The organism is Mesorhizobium sp. M0904 (assembly GCF_040319475.1).
Lineage (GTDB): Bacteria > Pseudomonadota > Alphaproteobacteria > Rhizobiales > Rhizobiaceae > Mesorhizobium.
On the sequence record NZ_JAMYOC010000027.1, the window covers coordinates 72024 to 90627 of the forward strand.

Here is an 18604-nt window from a genome sequence, read left to right on the forward strand (position 1 = left end):
TGGCTGGTAGTGCGACACCGCCTCGCGAGTGCCGCCTCCCCACACCGGAAGAAGCGCGCGGACTTCGCAGGTCGTTGAGCGGTTCAAGGTTAGTCCAAGAGGTCTTTTATGGGCGAAAAATCTCAATCGAACAGTGAATTCGACGAACCGCGGAATGAGCCACTCTTCACGACTATCTCGCAGACAGACCCCGCCTTCCTTGCAGCTTACGATCGCGCACTTGCGAGTGTGCCGACATTTGTCGAACACATCGAGAGAAATGCAGATGCCTTCTGTTCCGCGAAGCTTCGGTTTCGCGATCCCGACGAGTCCGAACGTCTTGGGGAGGACAACTTTGTTTTCCTTTGGCTTGCCGCAGTGCATTATCATGCTGAGGAGCGGCTATTTTCGGGTACGTTTTTCGGGGTGCCACCCGAGCTTCAGAAATGGCATCAAGTCGGACAGCGACTTGCATTTGAAGGCGACGATATTTTCGATTGGATGGTTCTCGACGCGGGGCACTTGCATGGGGGATTCACATTGCGCGTAACCCGAGACAAGCTTCCTGAGAAAGATCGCGGCTCATACGATCGATACATCGGGGTTTCGGTTTATGAGCCACTGCCGTCCTGATTCAACGCATGCTTAATGGCCTGGTCTTTCGTTGGAGGATTGGGCACCGCACTGGTCAAACCAGCTTTCTCATTCATTGCCGGCGAGCCAACGGACCATGTTCGCCATCAGTTTTCCGTAGAACGGCCATGCGAGGAAATCCTGCGAGAGCCAATGCGGGCCGATATCGGTTGCCCAGGCAATCGCGCGGCCGCGGCCATGGCTGCCGACGGCAAGGAGCGGCCAGTCGGTGCCGCGATGGTGGCAGGTCGCCAGAAGCCGGGACGAACCGTCGCGCCTGAATTCCAGCTTGTTCATGCCGAGAATCGGCGGCAAAGGCCCCTCCACCCCGGAAAAAATCGGATGTGACGACTGCAGGATGGAGGCCTGCAGGCCTTGCGGCACCTCCATGCCGTCGCAGTAGGGTAGGCAGCGGACGGGCAGAACGTCCTCGACCGGGGTGTCGTGGAAACGCGCCGTCCCGAACATGCCCTGAAAGCCCATGTAACCGCCGGCCAGCATCAGCCCGCCGCCAGCTTCGACATAGGCCTTGAGCACATCGAGGCGGTTGACGCCGACACGCCCGGCGCGGGCATCCGGCGTGACCAGCAATGTCAGGGCGCCGACATCGGAGATCACCACCGCCTGATATTGGGCGAGCCCATCGAGGTCATAAGGGAACTCCGCGCTGCAACGCTCGCCGCCGATCTGCGTGACGGCGATGCCTTCAGTGGCCAGCGCGGCATTGAAGGCCATAGCGCCATTGGTCGAGGCCGCACTTGTAAGCACGTCGCTGCCGATGGCAACCGACGTCGTCGCTGCAAAGGTTTCGCCTGCAAGCAAGATCTTCATTGCCGCCCCGCACTGTTTTCATTCGAGATGTTTTAGGAAGGGCGCCGGATCGACCGGCGCCCCTCTGGAGCTTGAGCTCCATAGAATCAGAACTTGAACTCGGCCAGATTTTCGGGGGTCACGATCTTGGCCGGACCAAGGATCAGTTCGCCGCCGGCGCCAATCGTGTATTCGCCGAGCCTGCCTGCCGTGAACTTCTCACCCTCCTTGCCGGTGATCTTGCACTGCGCAAGCGCCTGGGCTGTCTGATAGGTAAGATAGCCAAGATCGGTGACGTTCCACCAGATATCCTGAGCCGCCCCGTCCTTGATGTATTTCGAGATCAGAGTGGCCGGCGCGAGGCCGGTCAGCTTGACCTTGCCGATCATGCCCGCTTCCTCGAGTGCACGCGCGGCCGCCGGAAGGCCAATGCCTGCCGGGACGATGATCACCTTGAGATCGGGAAACGCCTGGACCAGCGCCAATGCCTGCTGCTGGTTGATCTGTTCGCTTTCTTCACCATAGGCCACCTGCACCAGCTTCATCTTGGAGAACTTCGGCTCGGCCGCCATCTTCGCCTTCATGAAGTCGATCCAGGCATTCTGGTTGGTCGCCGTCGGCGTCGACGACAGGATCGCGAATTCGCCTTCACCGCCGCTGAGGGCGAATGCACTTTCCAGCATCATCTCGGCGAGGCTGTCGCCCTTCACCTGATTGACAAACACCGCGCGGGCATCGGCGGCCACGTCGGAATCATACGAAATCACCCTGACGCCCTGCTGAACGGCGCGCTTCAGCGCCGGCGCGACGGCATTGGCGTCGTTGCCGGCAATTGCGATGACCCCGACCTTCTGCGACACGAGGCTGTTGATGAATTCGATCTGCGCCTCGGCAGTCGCCTGCGATGGGGCGACCTGGGTGGCGGTGCCGCCAATTTCCTTGGCCGCCTCTTGTGCGCCTCCGAAGGCCACTTTGAAATAGGGATCTGTGTCGAGCTTGGGCAGGAAACCGACCGTTACGGGTTCCTTGGCGCATTCCTGGCTGAAGGCCAGCGACGTTGGCGCAAGCAGAACCGCGGACGCGAGCAGGGCTAATCTAAACGCTTTCATTGTGACTCCTCCGTCAAAATTCGGGCTTGAAGGAAGGGGCCCGAGATCACCCCTTTGTCTCGCGCATTGCGCGGGATCTGCTGAGCAGCTCCTGTGTGGAGCGCCAGTAATTGCCGACCAGCAGCGAGCCGATCAGAAGCAGGCCGATGATCATGCCCTGCGCGTCGCCACCGATCTGGTTGAGCGCCAGCACGTTGCGGATGATGGCGATCAGGACCAGCGCCAGCATGACGCCGGTCAGGCGGCCCTTGCCGCCAAAGACGCTGACGCCGCCGAGCAGAACAATGGTGATGACGTCGAGCTCCATGCCGAGCGCATTGTTGGCGCGGGCGTTGGAGAGGCGCGCGGTATAGACGATGCCGGCTATGGCGGCGACAACGCCCGAGACGACGAACAGGTTCAGCACCATCCGCCGCGTGTTTATGCCCGAATAGCGCGCCACTTCGGGGCTGCCGCCGAGCGCGTAGATGCGCTTGCCGGTCGGCGTCTTCTGCAGCACGACCGCAAACACCGGCGCCAGCACCAGGAAGGGCACGATGGTCCACGGTATCTCGGTGCCAGGCAGGTTGTTGATGCCGAAATCGACGACCGCGGGCGGCAGGATGTTGACCGAGCCGGTGCCGAGCAGGATGTAGCCAAGGCCTCGATAGAGCGCCATGGTGCCGAGCGTCACAACCAACGACTGCAGTCCAAGGCCCGAGACCAGATAGCCGTTGAAGGCGCCGAGCAGGCCGCCGCCGACGAGTGTCAGCGGAATTGCGGCAAGCGTCGGCATACCGGCCTGGACCAGCAAGCCAAAGACGACGGATGTCAGCGCCAGCACCGAGGCGATCGACAGGTCGATCTCGCGGGTGATGATGAGCAGCGTCATCGGCAGGATCAGCAATGCCTTTTCCGAGGCGCTGGCGGCCAGTTGCGAGAGATTGAAGCCGGAAACGAAATTCGGCACGAAGATCGCGGCATAGAGGAAGATGGCTACACAGGAGGTCGCCAGCAGCAGATCCCAGAAGTCGATCGACCGGAGGAACTTTTTCACCGCGCCCTCGCCTGTCTTGCCTGCTCGGCGCGCCGTACGATGAAGGTGTCGATGCCGATGGCGACCAGGATCACCAGGCCGTAGACGCCCTGCAGCCACAGCGGATCGACGCGCACCAGCGTCAGCCCGTTTTTGATGACCAGCAGCGTGAGGGCTCCGAGAATGATGCCGAGCAGCGTGCCCGAACCACCGCGGATGGCGACGCCGCCGACCACCGCTGACGCGATCACCGTGAGTTCGAAGCCGAGCGCAACGCGGGCGTCGATGGTCGCATAGCGCGATGCCCACAGCGCGCCGCACAGGCCGCCGAGCAGGCCGGCCATGCCAAAGGCCAGCAGAATGCGCCGGTCGACAGGGATGCCGATCAGACGCGCGCCGTCGGGATTGGAGCCGGCGGCGAACAATTCGCGCCCGAAGGCGGTGCGATAGAGCAGCACGTAGCCCAGGCACAGGATGACGATTGCGATGACGACGATCAGCGGCACGCCGGCGATCTTCAGGCCGGTCATGTCGAGCCAGGCTTGCGTGACTTCGTCGGCGCTGATCTGGTCGCCGGCTGCCCAGATCGAGTTGAAGCCGCGGAAGATAGACATCGAGGCCAGCGTGACGACGATCGCCGGGATCTTTCCCCTGGTGACGACGAGGCCGTTGATCAGGCCGGCGACGCCACCGACGGCGCATGCGGTCATCAGCCCGATGCCGATGTCGAGCCCTGGATAGGCCTGGACCATGCTGGCCGCCATGTAGGCCGACAGGCCAATCACCGCGGCGATCGAAAGGTCGATGTTGCGGGTGATCAGCACCAGCATCTGCGCGAGTGCTGCAACCACGAGCAGCGCGGCATCCATCGACACGGCGGTCAGGTTTGCAGCGCTCACCATGCGCGGGTTGATGATGGTGACCGGGATCGCGACCGCCAGCATCGCGGCGAGCAGGCCGAACTCCCGCCGCTTCAGTATGTCGAGCGGCCCTTTTCTTTTCTCCTCGCCGGCGGCCTGTGCTACCGGGCCGGCGCTTTCGCCGGCTTTCGTCGCTGCTTCCAGCACCTTTTCCTGAGTGGCTTCGCCCCTGGCAAATTCGGCCGTCCGATGGCCTTCGCGCAGGACGATAATGCGGTCGCACATGCCGATGAGTTCGGGCATTTCGGAGGAGATCAGGATGATGGCCATGCCCTGGGCGGCAAGGTCGGCGATCATCGCATGCACTTCCGCCTTGGTGCCGACATCGATGCCTTGCGTCGGCTCGTCGAGGATGAGGACGCGCGGTTCGGTGCGCAGCCATTTGGCCAACACCACCTTCTGCTGGTTGCCGCCGGACAGTTCCTTCACCGGCTGCGCGTAGCCGGAAAAGCGAAGCTTCATGCGCTTCAGCCAGTCCGAGACCAGGTTGGTCGCGCGGTTCGTGCCGTAGAAGCCGGAGCGGGCTGCCTCGTCGAGGATTGGCAGCACCGCGTTGTCGAGGATGGAAAAATCCATCACCAGGCTCTGGCCCATGCGGTCTTCCGAGACATAGGCGATGCGCGCATCCATGGCGTCGCGTGCCGAGGCGAAGCGCACAGCTTCGCCGTCGATCAGGATTTCGCCGGCATCGGGCTGGTCGATGCCGAACAGCACGCGCGCGATCTCGGTCCGACCGCTGCCGACCAGGCCGCCGAGCCCGAGCACCTCGCCGGCATGGAGCTTGAGGTCGATATTGGAAAAGCCACCGGCGTGCGAAAGCCCCCTCGCCTCCAGCACCAGTGCGCCGGTGGCGTGGCTTCGTTGCGGATAGAGGTCGGTCACCTCGCGGCCGACCATCATGCCGATGGCGGCGGCGCGGCCAAGCTCGGCCTTCGGCTTGACGCCAATGAAACGTCCGTCGCGCAGCACCGCGATGCGGTCGGCGATGCGGAAGATCTCGTCCATGCGGTGGCCGACGAACATCATCGCCACGCCGTGCAGCCGCAGGTCGGCGACGACAGTGAACAGCCGCTCGACCTCGCGCTGCGACAGGGCGGCCGTCGGCTCGTCCATGATCAGCACCCGCGCGTCGAGCGACAGGGCACGGGCGATCTCGACCAGTTGCTGTTCGGAGGTGCGCAACGTTCCGAGCCGGGTTTCGGCCGGCACGTCGAGGCCGACTGTCGCCAGCACCCTGCGCGCGCCGGTAAGCATGGCGGCGTTGTCGATGCCGCCGAAGCGGTCGCGCGGCATATGGCCGAGATAGATGTTCTCCGCCACCGAAAGATCAGGGAAAAGACCGGGGTGCTGGTGCATGACCGAGATGCCGGCAGCCTGGGCGTCGTGCGGTGAATGGAAGACCACAGGCTTGCCATCGACTTCGACATGGCCGCCGGTCGGGAGATACACGCCGGCCAGCAGCTTTACGCAGGTGCTCTTGCCGGCGCCGTTTTCGCCAAGCAGAGCCAGCACCTCGCCTGAGCGCAAGTCGAAGGACGCGTCCTTGAGGGCAATCGTGCCGCCGAAGGCTTTTGTCGCCTGAACCAGGGCAACGGGGACAGCCGCGTCGTTCTTCACCATGGCGTCGGCTTCGCCTAATGCGCCCAAGTGCAGCACCCTTCCTCCCTGGTCCTGTTTTTTCAATTTGCTATATTAAATGGTCGAATGCCGCAACTGGAAAATTGACTTCCATGGCCGCGAAGGGCACTGTCGCGTCGCGCACGGGTGCGATTGGAGTGCTCGACCCCGCGGCAGCCTCAAAGCTGCAAGCGGCTGGAGTGGCTCTGCGGGAATGATGGGGAGGCGCCGGTTTTGTCCGGAAAAGGCAGCAATTCGGTCAAGGTTCGGCATTATAACGAGCGCTTCGTGCTTGATGCCATTCGCCGCCTGAAGGAGGCATCCAAGTCCGATCTGGCGCGCGCCGCAAATCTGACGCCGGCCGCGGTCGCCACCATTGTCGACGGGCTGGAATCGTCAGGATTTGTAAAGCAAGTGGGAAAAAGGTTCGGACAACGCGGATCGCCGTCCACTCTCTACCGACTTGCACCGGAGCGCATCTACAGCGTCGGCATCAAGATCGGCCGGCGCGCGCTGGAAGCCGTGCTCGTCGACTTCGCCGGCGAGGTCCGCTCGCGCGAGTCGCACGAATATCGCTTTCCGGATCCCGACATGGTGCTTAAGGCCGGCAACATGTCGCTGGCCAATTTCGACAAGTTGATCGAGGGGCTTGGCGATGCCAGCATCGTCGGCGTCGGCATCGCCTCGCCGTATTTCCTCGGCGGCTGGAGCGAGGAGCTCGGCTTTCCCGACGACCTTGGCAGCCGCTGGGAAGCAATCGATCTGACGACGGTCTTCGCCACAAAGCCGAAGACCCCGGTCTTCGTGGAAAACGACGCGTCATCGGCTGCACTCGCAGAGCTCATCCAGGGGACCGGCGCGCGGTTCCGCGACTTCATGCATATCTCGATCGACACCTTTGTCGGCGGCGGACTGGTGCAAGGCGGCAAGGTCCACACCGGGCCGCACGGCAACAGCGCCGCGCTCGGTCCTTTGCCGGTCTCGCCTTCAAGCCTCGATTCGGTGGCGGCCAAGCCGGCGCGCTACCAGAGCCTGCTGCATCGCGCTTCGATCTATGTGCTGGTCAATCATCTCAAATCGCGCGGCATCGAAATCAATCGCGTGCGCGAACTCGACCCCTTGCCGCCGGGGGCGCGCGAGCCGCTGTCCGAATGGATCGACGATTGCGCCAATGCGCTGGTCGAGGCGATCATCGCCATCACCTCGGTCATCGACATCGAGGCGATCGTTCTCGACAGCATCCTGCCGCGGCCGATCCATCTCGAGCTGCTGGCAAAGGTGCAGACCCAGTTCAACAGGATCAGCGCCATCGGCATCGTGGCGCCGGAAATCGTCTCGGGACAATTCGGCCCCGAGGCTTCGCCAATCGGCGCGGCGATGCTGCCGTTCTCGGCACTGTTGGCACCCGACAGCGGCGTGCTGATGATCGGCAAGGACAGAACGATGCTGCTGGGCAGCCTGTCGAGACTTGCCAGCCAAAGCCAACCAGCGAGAAGCTCAGCGGTTTCAACGGGATAGGATGGCGCTGCAAGGAGCATCAAGCTCCAGGCATCATCAACATCAGCTCGCAGTCCGGCACGGGCACGGCGGGCTTTTTGCGCCGGCACCGGAACTTTTAGCGGCCGCTAATCTTCATTCGTCACCGACATTGAAATGCCGATCGGTCCGCGCTCCGCTTCAGTGCGGGCCCAGGAAGCAAGGAGGAACATATGAACTGGGATCAAATCAAGGGAAAATGGACGCAGTTCAAAGGCAAGGCGAAAGAGCAGTGGGGTGACTTAACCGACGACGATCTTGATCGGATCGAGGGCAACCGGGACCAGCTCTTGGGGCGTATCCAGGAGCGATATGGCATCGCCAAGGAAGAGGCGGAGCGCCAGGTTGATGACTGGTCCAGAAGCATCAGCTGAGCCTTGGACGCAACGCCGTCTTCTCCCACCGGGGTGAACTCGCGTCGCCCGCCGTGCCGACTGGTGCGGTGGGCTCTTTCGACAGCGAGGCCCCGCGAGGAACCTTTAGCCGTATCTAATGTTCTACTTGCGTGGCGGGCTTCGCCCCGGCGTGCGCCCCGCCCGGAGGCGAAGGAGTGCAATCATGAACAACATTATCTGGCTGGTCGGCGCGATCGTGATCGTAATAGCCATTTTGAGTTTTTTGGGTCTGCGATAGCATCTGAACCCTCTCTTCGAGCCGGCGACCGTCCCCGCGCGGCATGGCCTCAGCACGCCCAAGCTGGTCAGACTTAGGTCCCAAGCAAGCCGCTCTGGGGTTGGACCGAAGCCTCGGCTGAGGAACGTAGCCGGCTGGCTCACGTTGTGGTGAGCTTTGGCGCGACGAAGATGCGTCCGGGCGGAAGAGTTCAAAGCCAGGGAGGAGAGGCCCGACGCTGCTAACGAGCGTCGGGCCTGGGCGTGAATGCAAACAATCAGCAGACTGTTCAATTCCCATGCCCAGGCAGCACGTGCCGTTGCCGCGCTTCAGGCTGCCGGGATTCGCCGCCGCCAGATCAGCGTGGTCGGATCTTACAACGACAATGATGAACCGATCAGCGTTGCTGGATATTACGACGATGAGATGAGCGCTCTCTGGCGGAGCGCCGTCGCCGGTGCCGCACTTGGCGCCACGGCTGGTCTGTTGGCCGGCTTCAGCGCTTTTGGAGCTCAAGACGTTGATCCTGCGGGGATGACCGGCATGGCCCTGGTCGGCGCGGCGTGGGGCGGCTTTGCCGGCGTGCTTCTCGGAACTTTCGCCAATTTCGCCCAGAAGCCGCGCAAGCCGAGGATCGCTGAGGGTGTCGTACTGGTGATGGCCCGGGTCGATGAAAGGCAGGCCGGCGCCGCGCATACGGTGCTCCGGAGTTTCGCGGAGACGCCTTCCGGGCCGATGAAGAGGAGCGCTTCGCCAAATTCAAGCCGGCTCCGCGTCCGATCTGGTGCCCGATGAAGTTTGAAGCATGCGGGCTACTTACCGTGGTGTTGTCCTTTATTCTTACCGTTCTGTTGGCTGGTCTCATCCTTGGCTGAACCCATGCCCCTTGCCACCGGCGACACTATGCCCGGCAATTGGCGAAGGTTGTGGCCAGTTCGAAGGATTAAACCATTCGTGCTAAGCGTTAATAGCTTGTAGCCATAGGAGAGGACGCCGACGTGGACAAACGGGCTGAAGGAGACAGGGAGAAATTGGCCCGAGGCGAGTTCGAGCTCAAAGCCGAACGATATGGTGTGAACGCCTTTCTTCTCGTTGTCGAACTGGTAAATCTGCTGGAAAAGCGCGGATTGATCAGCAGCGACGACGTCGCGAAAATAGCCGAGGCCACCGCACTTGCCGTCGCCGCATCCAGTCAACCTGACGTGAACAGCATCAATCTGTTGCAGACCATCGCTGCTGCACGCCGGCCCAAATAGGCTTATATCAAATCCGCCGGCAATCAGCGCCAACCAAACGCTATGGATTGAACTGATCTCGGTCGAGCGTACGGAGCCTTTCCATGTGCAACGACTACGAGCAGCACATCGCCTGGGCCGAATACTGCCGGATGATGGAATCGCTGGCGCTCAAAATCCCCAGCCATCAAACCGAACTGGATCTGCCGCAGACGGATGACATCCACATCAACGACCCCGCGCCTGTAATGCGCGCCGCCGGCGACGCAATCGAACTGGCGTCGATGACGTTCGGCTTTCCCCCGGCCGGGCCAAAAGGCGGACCTGTATTCAACTTTCGCTCGGAGGGCCGGCAGTTCGGCAACAGCAAGCGCTGTCTCGTTCCGGCGTCGGCATTCTTCGAATTCACGGGAACGAAATATCCAAAAACCAAGCACAGGTTCACGCTGAATGGCCATTCGTTCATGGCGATTGCCGGGTTGTGGCGCGAGGGAATCGGCAACAAGCCGCCGACGTTCACGATGCTGACGAGCGAGCCGGGGCCGGACGTGGCGCCATACCACAACCGGCAAGTGGTTGTGCTGCGGCCGTCGGACTGGGCGGCCTGGATCCACCTGACGAGGTCCGAGGCCGAACTCCTGCGCCCGTTGCCGGAAGGGTCGCTCAGAGTGGAGACAGCTCGGGCGGGTTCAGAGTAGGGACCATCGGAAAGGTGCGCGCTGAGCTGCGGCCGCGCCGCGCCCATGCTCAGAACGAATGCCCGCGCGATATAAGCGCTTCAGCCCGGCTTGACGTAGCCGGCGGTGACCTCGTCCTTGTGAGCGGCGAAAGCTTCCAGGACTTCGGTTTTCTCAGGCTTCGGAATTTTGAAATGATCCAAGGTCCGCCCGAGTTCCGCTGCGACCTCATCGAATTCCGCGGGGGAAATCCGCAGGTCGCGATGCGCCTCCTCGAGGCCGAGCGGCGTCGTGCCGGGCTTGGTGGCGACGAACTTGAAGGGCCCGCCAGAAACGTCGCAGACCCACAGCGTCCGCATGAACTTGAGGCCGGGCAACCTTTCAAGGTTCTTGGTGTGCCATTTGCGCAATTGTGGGTTCTTGGACTTCTTGCCGACAATCGGGTTCATCACGACGGCGTCGCTGAAATGATCGATCACCGCTGCGATGGCGAACACACCACCCAGGCGCTCATATAGAGTCTTCCCCGATGTGGTTTTCTTAGCCTGGGCGAGTGCGTTGTCGGCAGGCAATACCGACGTCGATGCGGCGGCCAGCGCCAGCCCGGCGACAACACTTCGTCTCGTGAAAGAGGTCGAAATTTTCATCCCTGGTTCCCTTCGAGGTTAGGCCAGAGCAAGCCGCAGCCTGTCTGGCGGGCTTCATGAAGTGACATTCGGACACGTTGCCGTATTTTTAGCATCGTCTAATGAACTAACGCGCCCTTCGCCCGAATTATTCCGATGGACGGCATTGCCGTGGTCACATGCGTGAAGGTCGCGCGGATGAGGAAGGCTTAAGCACGCGTCGCCGCGCGCGGCAGCGGTCGCGAAGCCACTTCGGCCGCATCGGCGGCCCGATCGATGTTGTTGCGGGCACCGTAGTGTTCCTGGCCTTGCTGGCGGCGGTCGCCCGCGGCCAATAGCCTGTGCTTTTCGAAGATCGCTAGCTTCTGCGGATAGGTTATCCGCACCTTTGCGTTGCACCCATCGCATTTGAAGTGCGCGATTGTTCTTAGTGCAGAGCCCTTTCTTACCGCCGGATGCAAGCAATCCGGACATTCGAATGTGAGCGCGACATCTGATAAGTCTTCGGCTAAGCCCATTTCCATCCCCTTCGCAAGCTCGGTGGCTACAACCTGGCGATTCTCAATGAGCAATTCAGATGCCAAACGGCTGTGCCAAAGCCGGACTAGACCAATTCGCCGCAGAACGTTGCCAAGCTAGTGCGCCTTCTCTGTGCCTTTTGAGCCACGAAGAGACCTAACTTCCTCCAGCAATTCGCGCTCATTGGTAGTCACGTTTCGGAAGATTGCGAAAATCATCACCGCCAAGGCTTCGGCAGCCAGGCTTAGAGGGTCAATGTGCTCATCTGCGCAAACCTGATCAAACACGCGTTCACAAATAGCCAAATCGTGAGGGCTGAGGCGGGTGCGATTGAAACGCCGGCGCGACATTTGCGAGCCTTCGAGGCCGCTGCCCGTGCAAAAGAAGCGGGTCTTCGCAAGAAACGCGAGTCATTGAGCGATTGTTCCCGGCTGCAAGCTTTGTTAAGTCGCCTGCAGCGGGGGCAGACCAGAGCGCTTCCCCATGCGCATCATGGCGCGTGCGAGCACGAGCTGTGGCTCGACCTTGGCATTTCTATCATGGCGAGATGCTTGGCATTCAGGCATTTTCGGACGCCCGCCCGAACGGCGCTGGCCGCCATGCGCGGGCCGATTTCGGACGGCTGGACCGTTGGGCTCACGTCAGACACAGTAGCCTGGGGGCAAAGACTGCTTCGAATCCTAAACGGGGCCGTCGGCTACCCCATTTGACGACGCGGAGGAGCCACGCCTTCCGCCCCTGACAATCGGGTTTTGACCCCAACGCCATCGGATTGGGTTCGCCTGACCCATAGCCGTCCACTTCCCGCTCGGGGGCGTCGCCATGCCAGCGAGCGTTGCCGCGATCTGACTGGATCGCTTCAGTGTGGTTCGAATGATGCTGGAGTCTGCCCGGGATACTAGCGACCAGTTGGCGCTAACAGGTGCATGCTGAATTCGCTGGTGCTGCGAGAGAGGATTGAACTCTCGACCTCTCCCTTACCAAGGGAGTGCTCTACCACTGAGCTACCGCAGCCGCCGATGGCGGGGCTTCTGCCATATCGAACCGGCAAGCGCAAGGCCAAGACAAGGGCACAAACGGGGCCGGGTTGAAAGGCCGCACCAGGCGATCGTTGCGGACATGGCCGTGCCACAATGTTGGCTATCCCTTGATCCGTACCGGCGGGTCGCCGGGCCGGGGACGGAACGATGAACGACAAGGCAGTTTCTCCGAACAAGCCACCGAAGAAGGATGGTTCCGCGAAAAAGGCAGGAACTGGCCGCAAGGACCGCCTGGCCGAGCAGTTGCGCGCCAATCTGCAGAAGCGCAAGGCGCAATTGCGCTCACGAAGGACCGGCGACGCCGACCAGCGGCCGGACGGGCTGCAGGCGGCGATGAAAAAAGATTAACGCGAATCGGCTATGTTGGTCGCCGGTACTTTGGCCAAATCAGCGTGGGCCAAAGTGGGGAATAGCCTGTTTCTTGAACCAAGCCGGCCAATGGTCTAGATGGGCGGCAACAGACTCAACCGATTTAAACCGGCCTTTTAGCCGAGGGGACGCTCTTCATGGATCGCATCAGAATTGTCGGCGGCAACAAGCTTGCCGGAAGCATCCCGATCTCGGGCGCGAAAAACGCCGCGCTGCCGCTGATGATCGCTTCGCTTTTGACCGACGACACGCTGACGCTGGAAAACGTGCCGCATCTGGCCGATGTCGAACAGCTCATCCGCATCCTCGGCAATCACGGGGTCGACTACTCGGTCAATGGCCGCCGCGAAAAGCAGCAGGAAGGCTATTCGCGCACCATCACTTTCTCCGCCCGCAACATTGTCGACACGACGGCGCCTTACGAGCTGGTGTCGAAGATGCGGGCCTCGTTCTGGGTGATCGGTCCGTTGCTGGCCCGCATGGGCGAGGCGAAGGTGTCGCTGCCCGGTGGCTGCGCCATCGGCACGCGCCCAGTCGACCTCTTCCTCGAAGGCCTGCAGGCGCTGGGCGCCGATATCGACGTCGACACCGGCTACGTCATCGCCAAGACCAGGAACGGACGGCTTGTCGGCAACCGTTATGTGTTCCCGAAAGTCTCGGTCGGCGCCACCCATGTGCTGATGATGGCGGCCTCGCTGGCCAAGGGCGAGACGGTGCTCGAAAATGCCGCCCGCGAGCCGGAGATCGTCAACCTCGCCGAATGCCTCAACGCCATGGGCGCGAAGATCTCGGGCGCCGGCACGGCGACCATCGCCATCGACGGCGTCGAGGCGCTGTCGGGCGCCCGCGTCAGGGTGATCCCCGACCGTATCGAGACCGGCACCTATGCGATGGCGGTGGCGATGACCGGCGGCGACGTCGTGCTCGAAGGCGCGCGGCCCGACCTGTTGCAGACGGTGCTGGACATCATTTCGCAGACCGGCGCCGAGATCACGCAGACCAATTCCGGCATCCGCGTCAGGCGCAATGGCGCCGGCATTTCACCGGTTGACGTGACGACGGCGCCCTTCCCGGCTTTCCCGACCGATCTGCAGGCGCAGTTCATGGGCCTGATGACGATGGCCAAGGGCAAGTCGCGCATCACCGAGACGATCTTCGAAAACCGCTTCATGCACGTCCAGGAACTCGCCCGGCTCGGCGCCCACATCACGCTGTCCGGCCAGACCGCGATCGTCGACGGGGTGGCGAAGCTGAAGGGCGCGCCGGTCATGGCGACCGATCTTCGCGCCTCGGTGTCGCTGGTCATCGCCGGCCTCGCCGCCGAAGGCGAAACCACCGTCAACCGCGTCTACCATCTCGACCGCGGCTTCGAGCGGCTGGAGGAAAAGCTGTCCGGCTGCGGCGCGGAGATCGAGCGCATTTCGGGCTAGAGCCTTTCCGCAGGGCTTGTGGCGCGGTTGCACGGACCGGAAAGACCGCCTAACAGAAGGCTGAATAGTCCAACCTTCAGGTGTGAAATCCGCATGGCCCTCAAGCTTGTCGCGCTCGACGATCAGGATCTGAGCATCATCTCGGCGCATGTCCAGGATGCCGTCATGAAGGTCAGCGATCTTGAATACCTGCCTTCGGTAAAGCGCTTCGTGCTGACCATGAATCGCTTCGTCTGGGAGGCCAAATCCGGCTTCTTTCGCCAGCACAACGAGCGGCGGCAGGCTGTGCTGCATTTCGACCGGGTGCTCGGCGCCAAGACCAGCGGCATTGCCCGCGACAAGCCCGACGAAGTGCTGTCGCTGCTGGCGATCAGCTTTCTCGCGCTCGACAAGCCGGCCGGCATCGTCGAGCTGATCTTTTCGGGCGGCGGCGCGATCATGCTCGATGTCGAATGCATCGAGGCGCGGCTTGCCGATGTCGGCGGCGCCTGGGAAGCGACGTCGCGCCCGGCCCACAGGGTTTGAGCCGATGGCCATCACGCTTCGCCAGTCCGACGCCGATTTCGAGCAGCGCTTTGCCGCGTTCCTGCTGACCAAGCGGGAGGTCTCGGCCGATGTCGACGCCGTGGTGCGCGAGATCATCGCCAAGGTGCGCGCCGAGGGCGACGCCGCGCTGGTCGAGTACACGCAGAAATTCGGCGGCGGCGACCTGGCCGAGCTCGGCATCGCCGTCTCCAGGGACGACATTGCCCAGGCTTACGATGCAGCCGATCCGCAAACGGTCGAGGCGCTGAAATTCGCCCGCGAGCGCATCCGCGCCCATCACCAGCGCCAGCTGCCGCAGGACGACCGCTACACCGATGCCGCCGGCGTCGAGCTCGGCTCGCGCTGGACGGCGATCGAGGCCGTGGGGCTCTATGTGCCGGGCGGCACGGCGAGCTATCCGAGCTCGGTGCTGATGAACGCGGTGCCGGCCAAGGTCGCCGGCGTCGAGCGCATCGCCATGGTGGTGCCGGCCTCCGGCGGCGACGTGCCGCCGCTGGTGCTGGTGGCGGCCGACCTTGCCGGCGTCTCCGAAATCTACCGCGTCGGTGGCGCCCAGGCGATCGCCGCCCTTGCCTTTGGCACCGAAACGATAAAACCTGTCGCCAAGATCGTCGGCCCCGGCAATGCCTATGTCGCGGCGGCCAAGCGCCAGGTGTTCGGAACGGTCGGCATCGACATGATCGCCGGGCCCTCGGAAGTGCTGGTTGTGGCGGACGGCAGCAACGATCCGGACTGGATCGCCGCCGACCTGCTCGCCCAGGCCGAGCACGACGTATCGTCGCAGTCGATCCTGATCACCGACGATTCTGCCTTTGGCGAGGCGGTCGAACAGGCGGTGGAGCGGCAGTTGCAGAACCTGCCGCGCGGAGAAACGGCGGCGGCGAGCTGGCGCGATTTCGGCGCCGTGATCCTGGTGCCGACGATCGAGGCGGCACTGCCGCTGGTCGACCGCATCGCCGCCGAACATGTCGAGCTTGCCATCGACGATCCCGAGGCATTCCTGGCGCGGATGCGCAATGCCGGCGCGGTGTTTCTCGGCCGCCATACGCCGGAAGCCATCGGCGACTATGTCGCCGGCTCCAACCACGTGCTGCCGACAGCGCGCTCAGCGCGCTTCTCGTCCGGACTTTCGGTGCTCGATTTCGTCAAGCGCACTTCGGTCCTGAAGCTCGGGCCGGAGCAGTTGCGGGCGCTGGCGCCGGCGGCGATTACGCTCGCCAAGGCGGAAGGCCTCGATGCGCATGGACGCTCCGTCGGCATCCGGCTGAACATGTAGAAATGTCCGACTACGACCAAACCCGCGCCAGGCTGATCGATGTCGAGCTCGACGAGACGATCGGCCGCTCGACGCCCGATGTCGAGCATGAGCGGGCGGTGGCGATCTTCGACCTGATCGAGGAGAACCGTTTTCAACCGGTCAATGACGATGGCGCCGGGCCGTACCGACTAAAACTGTCGCTGGCCGAATCCCGGCTGGTTTTCGCCGTGACGCGCGAGGACGGCGCAGCCGTGGTCACCCACATCCTGTCGCTGACGCCACTCAGGCGCATCGTCAAGGATTACTACATGATCTGCGAAAGCTATTATGATGCCATCCGAACCGCGACGCCCAGCCATATCGAGGCGATCGACATGGGCCGGCGCGGCCTGCACAATGAAGGCTCGCAAACGCTGATGGACCGGCTCGCCGGCAAGATCGAGATTGACTTCGACACGGCGCGCCGGCTGTTCACGCTGGTTTGCGTGCTGCACTGGCGAGGCTGAACTGGCCGCCCCGCTGCCCCGCTCGAATCTGCCCCGCTCGATCCTGTTTGTCTGCGGCATGAACGCAGTGCGCTCGCCGATGGCCGAATTGCTGGCACGCAAGGTGCTCCCGCCCACCACCTTCGTTGCCTCGGCCGGGGTGCGCGGCGGGGAACGCGACCCGTTCGTCGATGCCGTACTGGCCGAAGAGGGCCTTTCACTGGGCGAACGGCACCCGAGAACGATGGACGACCTCGAGGACGATTATTTCGACCTGATCGTGACGCTGGCGCCGGAAGCCCACCACACCGCGCTCGAGCTCACCCGTTCGCTGGCCGTCGAAGTCGAATATTGGCCGATGCCCGACCCGACCGGCGTCAGCGGCACGCGCGAGCAGATCATGGCCGCCTATCGCGACGTGCGCGAGCGGCTGAAGGCGCGGATCGGCCGCCGTTTTCTCGGCAACGGGGCTGAAAACGCCGCGGATTAAGCATGTTCACAAGCGGACGTTTATCATATAGGTTCCGCGCAACTTTCCGGCCGGGGCGCTGGAAGTATCCATCCAAGCAAAGGTATCGAATGCCGAAGGAAGAAGTCCTCGAGTTTCCGGGTGTCGTGACAGAACTGCTGCCCAACGCCATGTTCAGGGTCAAGCTCGAAAACGAACATGAAATCATCGCCCATACGGCCGGCCGCATGCGCAAGAACCGCATCCGCGTTCTGACCGGCGACAAGGTCCTGGTCGAGATGACGCCCTACGACCTGACCAAGGGCCGCATCACCTACCGCTTCAAGTAAGTTCAAGGACCCGGCCGGGATCGCGATGGGCATTTTGCAGAAGCTCGTGCTTGCCTCGGGTTCGCCACGCCGGATAGAGCTGCTGCAGCAGGCCGGCATCGAGCCGGACCGTGTGTTGCCGGCTGATGTCGACGAGACGCCGCTGCGTGCCGAGCATCCGCGCTCGCTGGCCAAGCGGTTGGCGACGCAGAAGGCCGAGAAGGCGCTGGCCTCGCTGAAGACCGAGACCGACTACGTGCCGACATTCGTGCTGGCCGCCGACACGGTGGTCGCCGTCGGGCGGCGCATCCTGCCCAAGGCCGAGACGCTCGATGACGCGGCCAACTGCCTCGGGCTTTTGTCCGGCCGTTCGCACCGCGTCTATTCCGGCATCTGCCTGATCACGCCAGGCGGCAAGCAGCGCTTGCGGCTGGTGGAGACCAGGGTGCGTTTCAAGCGGCTGCCGCGCGAGGAGATCGAGGCCTACATCGCATCCGGAGAATGGCGCGGCAAGGCCGGCGGCTATGCCGTCCAGGGGCTTGCCGGCGCCTTCGTCGTCAAGCTTGTCGGCTCCTACACCAACGTCGTCGGCCTGCCGCTCTACGAGACGGTGGCGCTGCTCAGCGGCGAAGGCTTCAAGGTGCATGCCAACTGGCTGACGGGTGCAGGGATATGAGCTCGGACGACAAGGTCACGCCGCTGCGTCCCAAGCGGCCATGCCCGGAATGCGGCAAGCCATCGGCGCGCGAAACCTATCCGTTCTGCTCGAAGCGCTGCAAGGACATCGACCTCAACCGCTGGCTGAAGGGGGTCTACGTCATCCCGGGCCGCGACGACGAGGATGAGAACGACGACCAGAAATAGCACCGTCCACCTGCGGTTTTCCGCAGGCTTGGGACGGTTTCGCAGCCGCGATCGTGACCGATGATCGGCCTTGCGGACTGCCTGTCGCTTCCCGACTGAAATCAATGTCCAGAACCTGCTCCGGCCGGGCACTGTCGGACGGAACAGGTTCTGGCGTTTTGTCTGAGCATGATCTTTTCCGAAAACCGGATTCCACTTTTCGGGATCATGCTTTTTGTCTGAGCATAATCTTTTTCCGAAAACCGGATTCCACTTTTCGGGATCATGCTCTAAGCGCTGGACAGGCCGAATTCCCGTGCTATAACCCACGCGCTTTCAAGGGGTGCCGACGGCGCTTTCATGAACCCGGTGTGCAGATTGCCGCCCACTGGGGCAGGCCCAGATAGCTCAGTTGGTAGAGCAGCGGACTGAAAATCCGCGTGTCGGTGGTTCGAATCCGCCTCTGGGCACCATCCACCTCGGGGTACGACCCGGAGACATGGGTAACAGAATGTACCTAAGACATGGGTGACAACCTCGTGCCGAACGGGTTGTCGATGGTCTGCAA

General features: G+C 62.7%; 21 protein-coding genes and 2 tRNA genes. 16 read left to right on the top strand and 7 right to left on the bottom strand.

Annotation, left to right across the window (positions count from 1 at the left end):
* The first annotated feature begins 108 nt into the window (after positions 1-108).
* Positions 109-612, top strand: a complete 504-nt coding sequence (locus NKH80_RS25250) for a DUF2314 domain-containing protein (RefSeq protein ID WP_352644236.1) — start codon at positions 109-111, stop codon at positions 610-612.
* A gap of 69 nt (positions 613-681) precedes the next feature.
* On the opposite strand, the gene NKH80_RS25255 is transcribed toward NKH80_RS25250, so the two are convergent.
* The 4 genes from NKH80_RS25255 to NKH80_RS25270 all read right to left on the bottom strand — a co-directional run bounded on the left by NKH80_RS25255 (position 682) and on the right by NKH80_RS25270 (position 6122).
* On the bottom strand, positions 682-1443 hold the full coding sequence (locus NKH80_RS25255) for a glutamine amidotransferase (protein WP_352508641.1): 762 nt from the start codon (positions 1441-1443) through the stop codon (positions 682-684).
* Between the two features lie 86 nt (positions 1444-1529).
* Positions 1530-2531 (bottom strand): rhamnose ABC transporter substrate-binding protein, encoded by a 1002-nt coding sequence (locus NKH80_RS25260; RefSeq protein WP_352508640.1) that lies wholly within the window; start codon positions 2529-2531, stop codon positions 1530-1532.
* A 46-nt stretch (positions 2532-2577) separates the two neighbouring features.
* On the bottom strand, positions 2578-3567 hold the full coding sequence (locus NKH80_RS25265; RefSeq protein ID WP_352508639.1) for an ABC transporter permease: 990 nt from the start codon (positions 3565-3567) through the stop codon (positions 2578-2580).
* A complete protein-coding gene (locus NKH80_RS25270) occupies positions 3564-6122 on the bottom strand; it encodes an ATP-binding cassette domain-containing protein (protein WP_502900996.1) in 2559 nt (852 codons plus the stop codon). Before NKH80_RS25270 ends, NKH80_RS25265 begins: the two co-directional genes overlap by 4 nt.
* Positions 6123-6317: 195 nt before the next feature.
* On the opposite strand from NKH80_RS25270, the gene NKH80_RS25275 reads away from it, so the two are divergent.
* The 5 genes from NKH80_RS25275 (at position 6318) to NKH80_RS25295 (ending at position 10164) form a co-directional block, all read left to right on the top strand.
* A complete protein-coding gene (locus NKH80_RS25275) occupies positions 6318-7601 on the top strand; it encodes an ROK family transcriptional regulator (protein WP_352994290.1) in 1284 nt (427 codons plus the stop codon).
* Between the two features lie 191 nt (positions 7602-7792).
* Complete coding sequence (locus NKH80_RS25280; RefSeq protein WP_023677416.1) at positions 7793-7993, top strand: CsbD family protein; 201 nt, start codon at positions 7793-7795, stop codon at positions 7991-7993.
* 505 nt (positions 7994-8498) lie between these two features.
* Positions 8499-9026 carry a hypothetical protein gene (locus NKH80_RS25285; RefSeq protein WP_352994293.1) on the top strand — a complete coding sequence of 176 codons (528 nt, stop codon included), beginning with the start codon at positions 8499-8501 and terminating at the stop codon, positions 9024-9026.
* A 203-nt stretch (positions 9027-9229) separates the two neighbouring features.
* Complete coding sequence (locus NKH80_RS25290) at positions 9230-9487, top strand: hypothetical protein (protein ID WP_352994296.1); 258 nt, start codon at positions 9230-9232, stop codon at positions 9485-9487.
* An 83-nt stretch (positions 9488-9570) separates the two neighbouring features.
* A complete protein-coding gene (locus NKH80_RS25295; RefSeq protein WP_352994299.1) occupies positions 9571-10164 on the top strand; it encodes an SOS response-associated peptidase in 594 nt (197 codons plus the stop codon).
* 80 nt (positions 10165-10244) lie between these two features.
* Here NKH80_RS25295 and NKH80_RS25300 read toward each other — a convergent pair whose 3' ends face one another.
* From NKH80_RS25300 to NKH80_RS25310, 3 genes are all read right to left on the bottom strand, one after another.
* Positions 10245-10790, bottom strand: coding sequence for a group I truncated hemoglobin (locus tag NKH80_RS25300; RefSeq protein ID WP_352994302.1), 546 nt, complete (start codon positions 10788-10790; stop codon positions 10245-10247).
* Between the two features lie 188 nt (positions 10791-10978).
* Entirely contained in the window at positions 10979-11353 is a 375-nt protein-coding gene (locus NKH80_RS25305; RefSeq protein ID WP_352994305.1) for a hypothetical protein, read from the bottom strand.
* An 874-nt stretch (positions 11354-12227) separates the two neighbouring features.
* Positions 12228-12302 (bottom strand) — tRNA-Thr (locus NKH80_RS25310).
* A gap of 173 nt (positions 12303-12475) precedes the next feature.
* On the opposite strand from NKH80_RS25310, the gene NKH80_RS25315 reads away from it, so the two are divergent.
* The 10 genes from NKH80_RS25315 (at position 12476) to NKH80_RS25360 (ending at position 18509) form a co-directional block, all read left to right on the top strand.
* Entirely contained in the window at positions 12476-12676 is a 201-nt protein-coding gene (locus NKH80_RS25315; RefSeq protein ID WP_352475882.1) for a hypothetical protein, read from the top strand.
* 158 nt (positions 12677-12834) lie between these two features.
* Complete coding sequence (gene murA / locus NKH80_RS25320; RefSeq protein WP_352751527.1) at positions 12835-14127, top strand: UDP-N-acetylglucosamine 1-carboxyvinyltransferase; 1293 nt, start codon at positions 12835-12837, stop codon at positions 14125-14127.
* Positions 14128-14220: 93 nt separating this feature from the next.
* Positions 14221-14652 carry a DUF2948 family protein gene (locus NKH80_RS25325; protein WP_254820565.1) on the top strand — a complete coding sequence of 144 codons (432 nt, stop codon included), beginning with the start codon at positions 14221-14223 and terminating at the stop codon, positions 14650-14652.
* 4 nt (positions 14653-14656) lie between these two features.
* Complete coding sequence (gene hisD, locus NKH80_RS25330; protein ID WP_352778322.1) at positions 14657-15949, top strand: histidinol dehydrogenase; 1293 nt, start codon at positions 14657-14659, stop codon at positions 15947-15949.
* A gap of 2 nt (positions 15950-15951) precedes the next feature.
* Positions 15952-16437, top strand: coding sequence for a UPF0262 family protein (locus NKH80_RS25335; RefSeq protein WP_352747096.1), 486 nt, complete (start codon positions 15952-15954; stop codon positions 16435-16437).
* Between the two features lie 58 nt (positions 16438-16495).
* Entirely contained in the window at positions 16496-16906 is a 411-nt protein-coding gene (locus NKH80_RS25340) for an arsenate-mycothiol transferase ArsC (RefSeq protein WP_353006212.1), read from the top strand.
* Positions 16907-16995: 89 nt separating this feature from the next.
* Positions 16996-17214 carry a translation initiation factor IF-1 gene (gene infA / locus NKH80_RS25345; protein ID WP_006200926.1) on the top strand — a complete coding sequence of 73 codons (219 nt, stop codon included), beginning with the start codon at positions 16996-16998 and terminating at the stop codon, positions 17212-17214.
* Positions 17215-17239: 25 nt separating this feature from the next.
* Positions 17240-17869: a Maf-like protein gene (locus NKH80_RS25350; RefSeq protein ID WP_352994308.1), complete on the top strand. Its 630-nt coding sequence runs from the start codon at positions 17240-17242 to the stop codon at positions 17867-17869.
* Positions 17866-18057 carry a DNA gyrase inhibitor YacG gene (gene yacG, locus NKH80_RS25355; protein WP_352994311.1) on the top strand — a complete coding sequence of 64 codons (192 nt, stop codon included), beginning with the start codon at positions 17866-17868 and terminating at the stop codon, positions 18055-18057. The genes NKH80_RS25350 and yacG overlap by 4 nt, the downstream gene beginning before the upstream one ends.
* A gap of 376 nt (positions 18058-18433) precedes the next feature.
* Positions 18434-18509, top strand: a tRNA-Phe gene (locus NKH80_RS25360).
* Positions 18510-18604 lie beyond the last annotated feature (95 nt).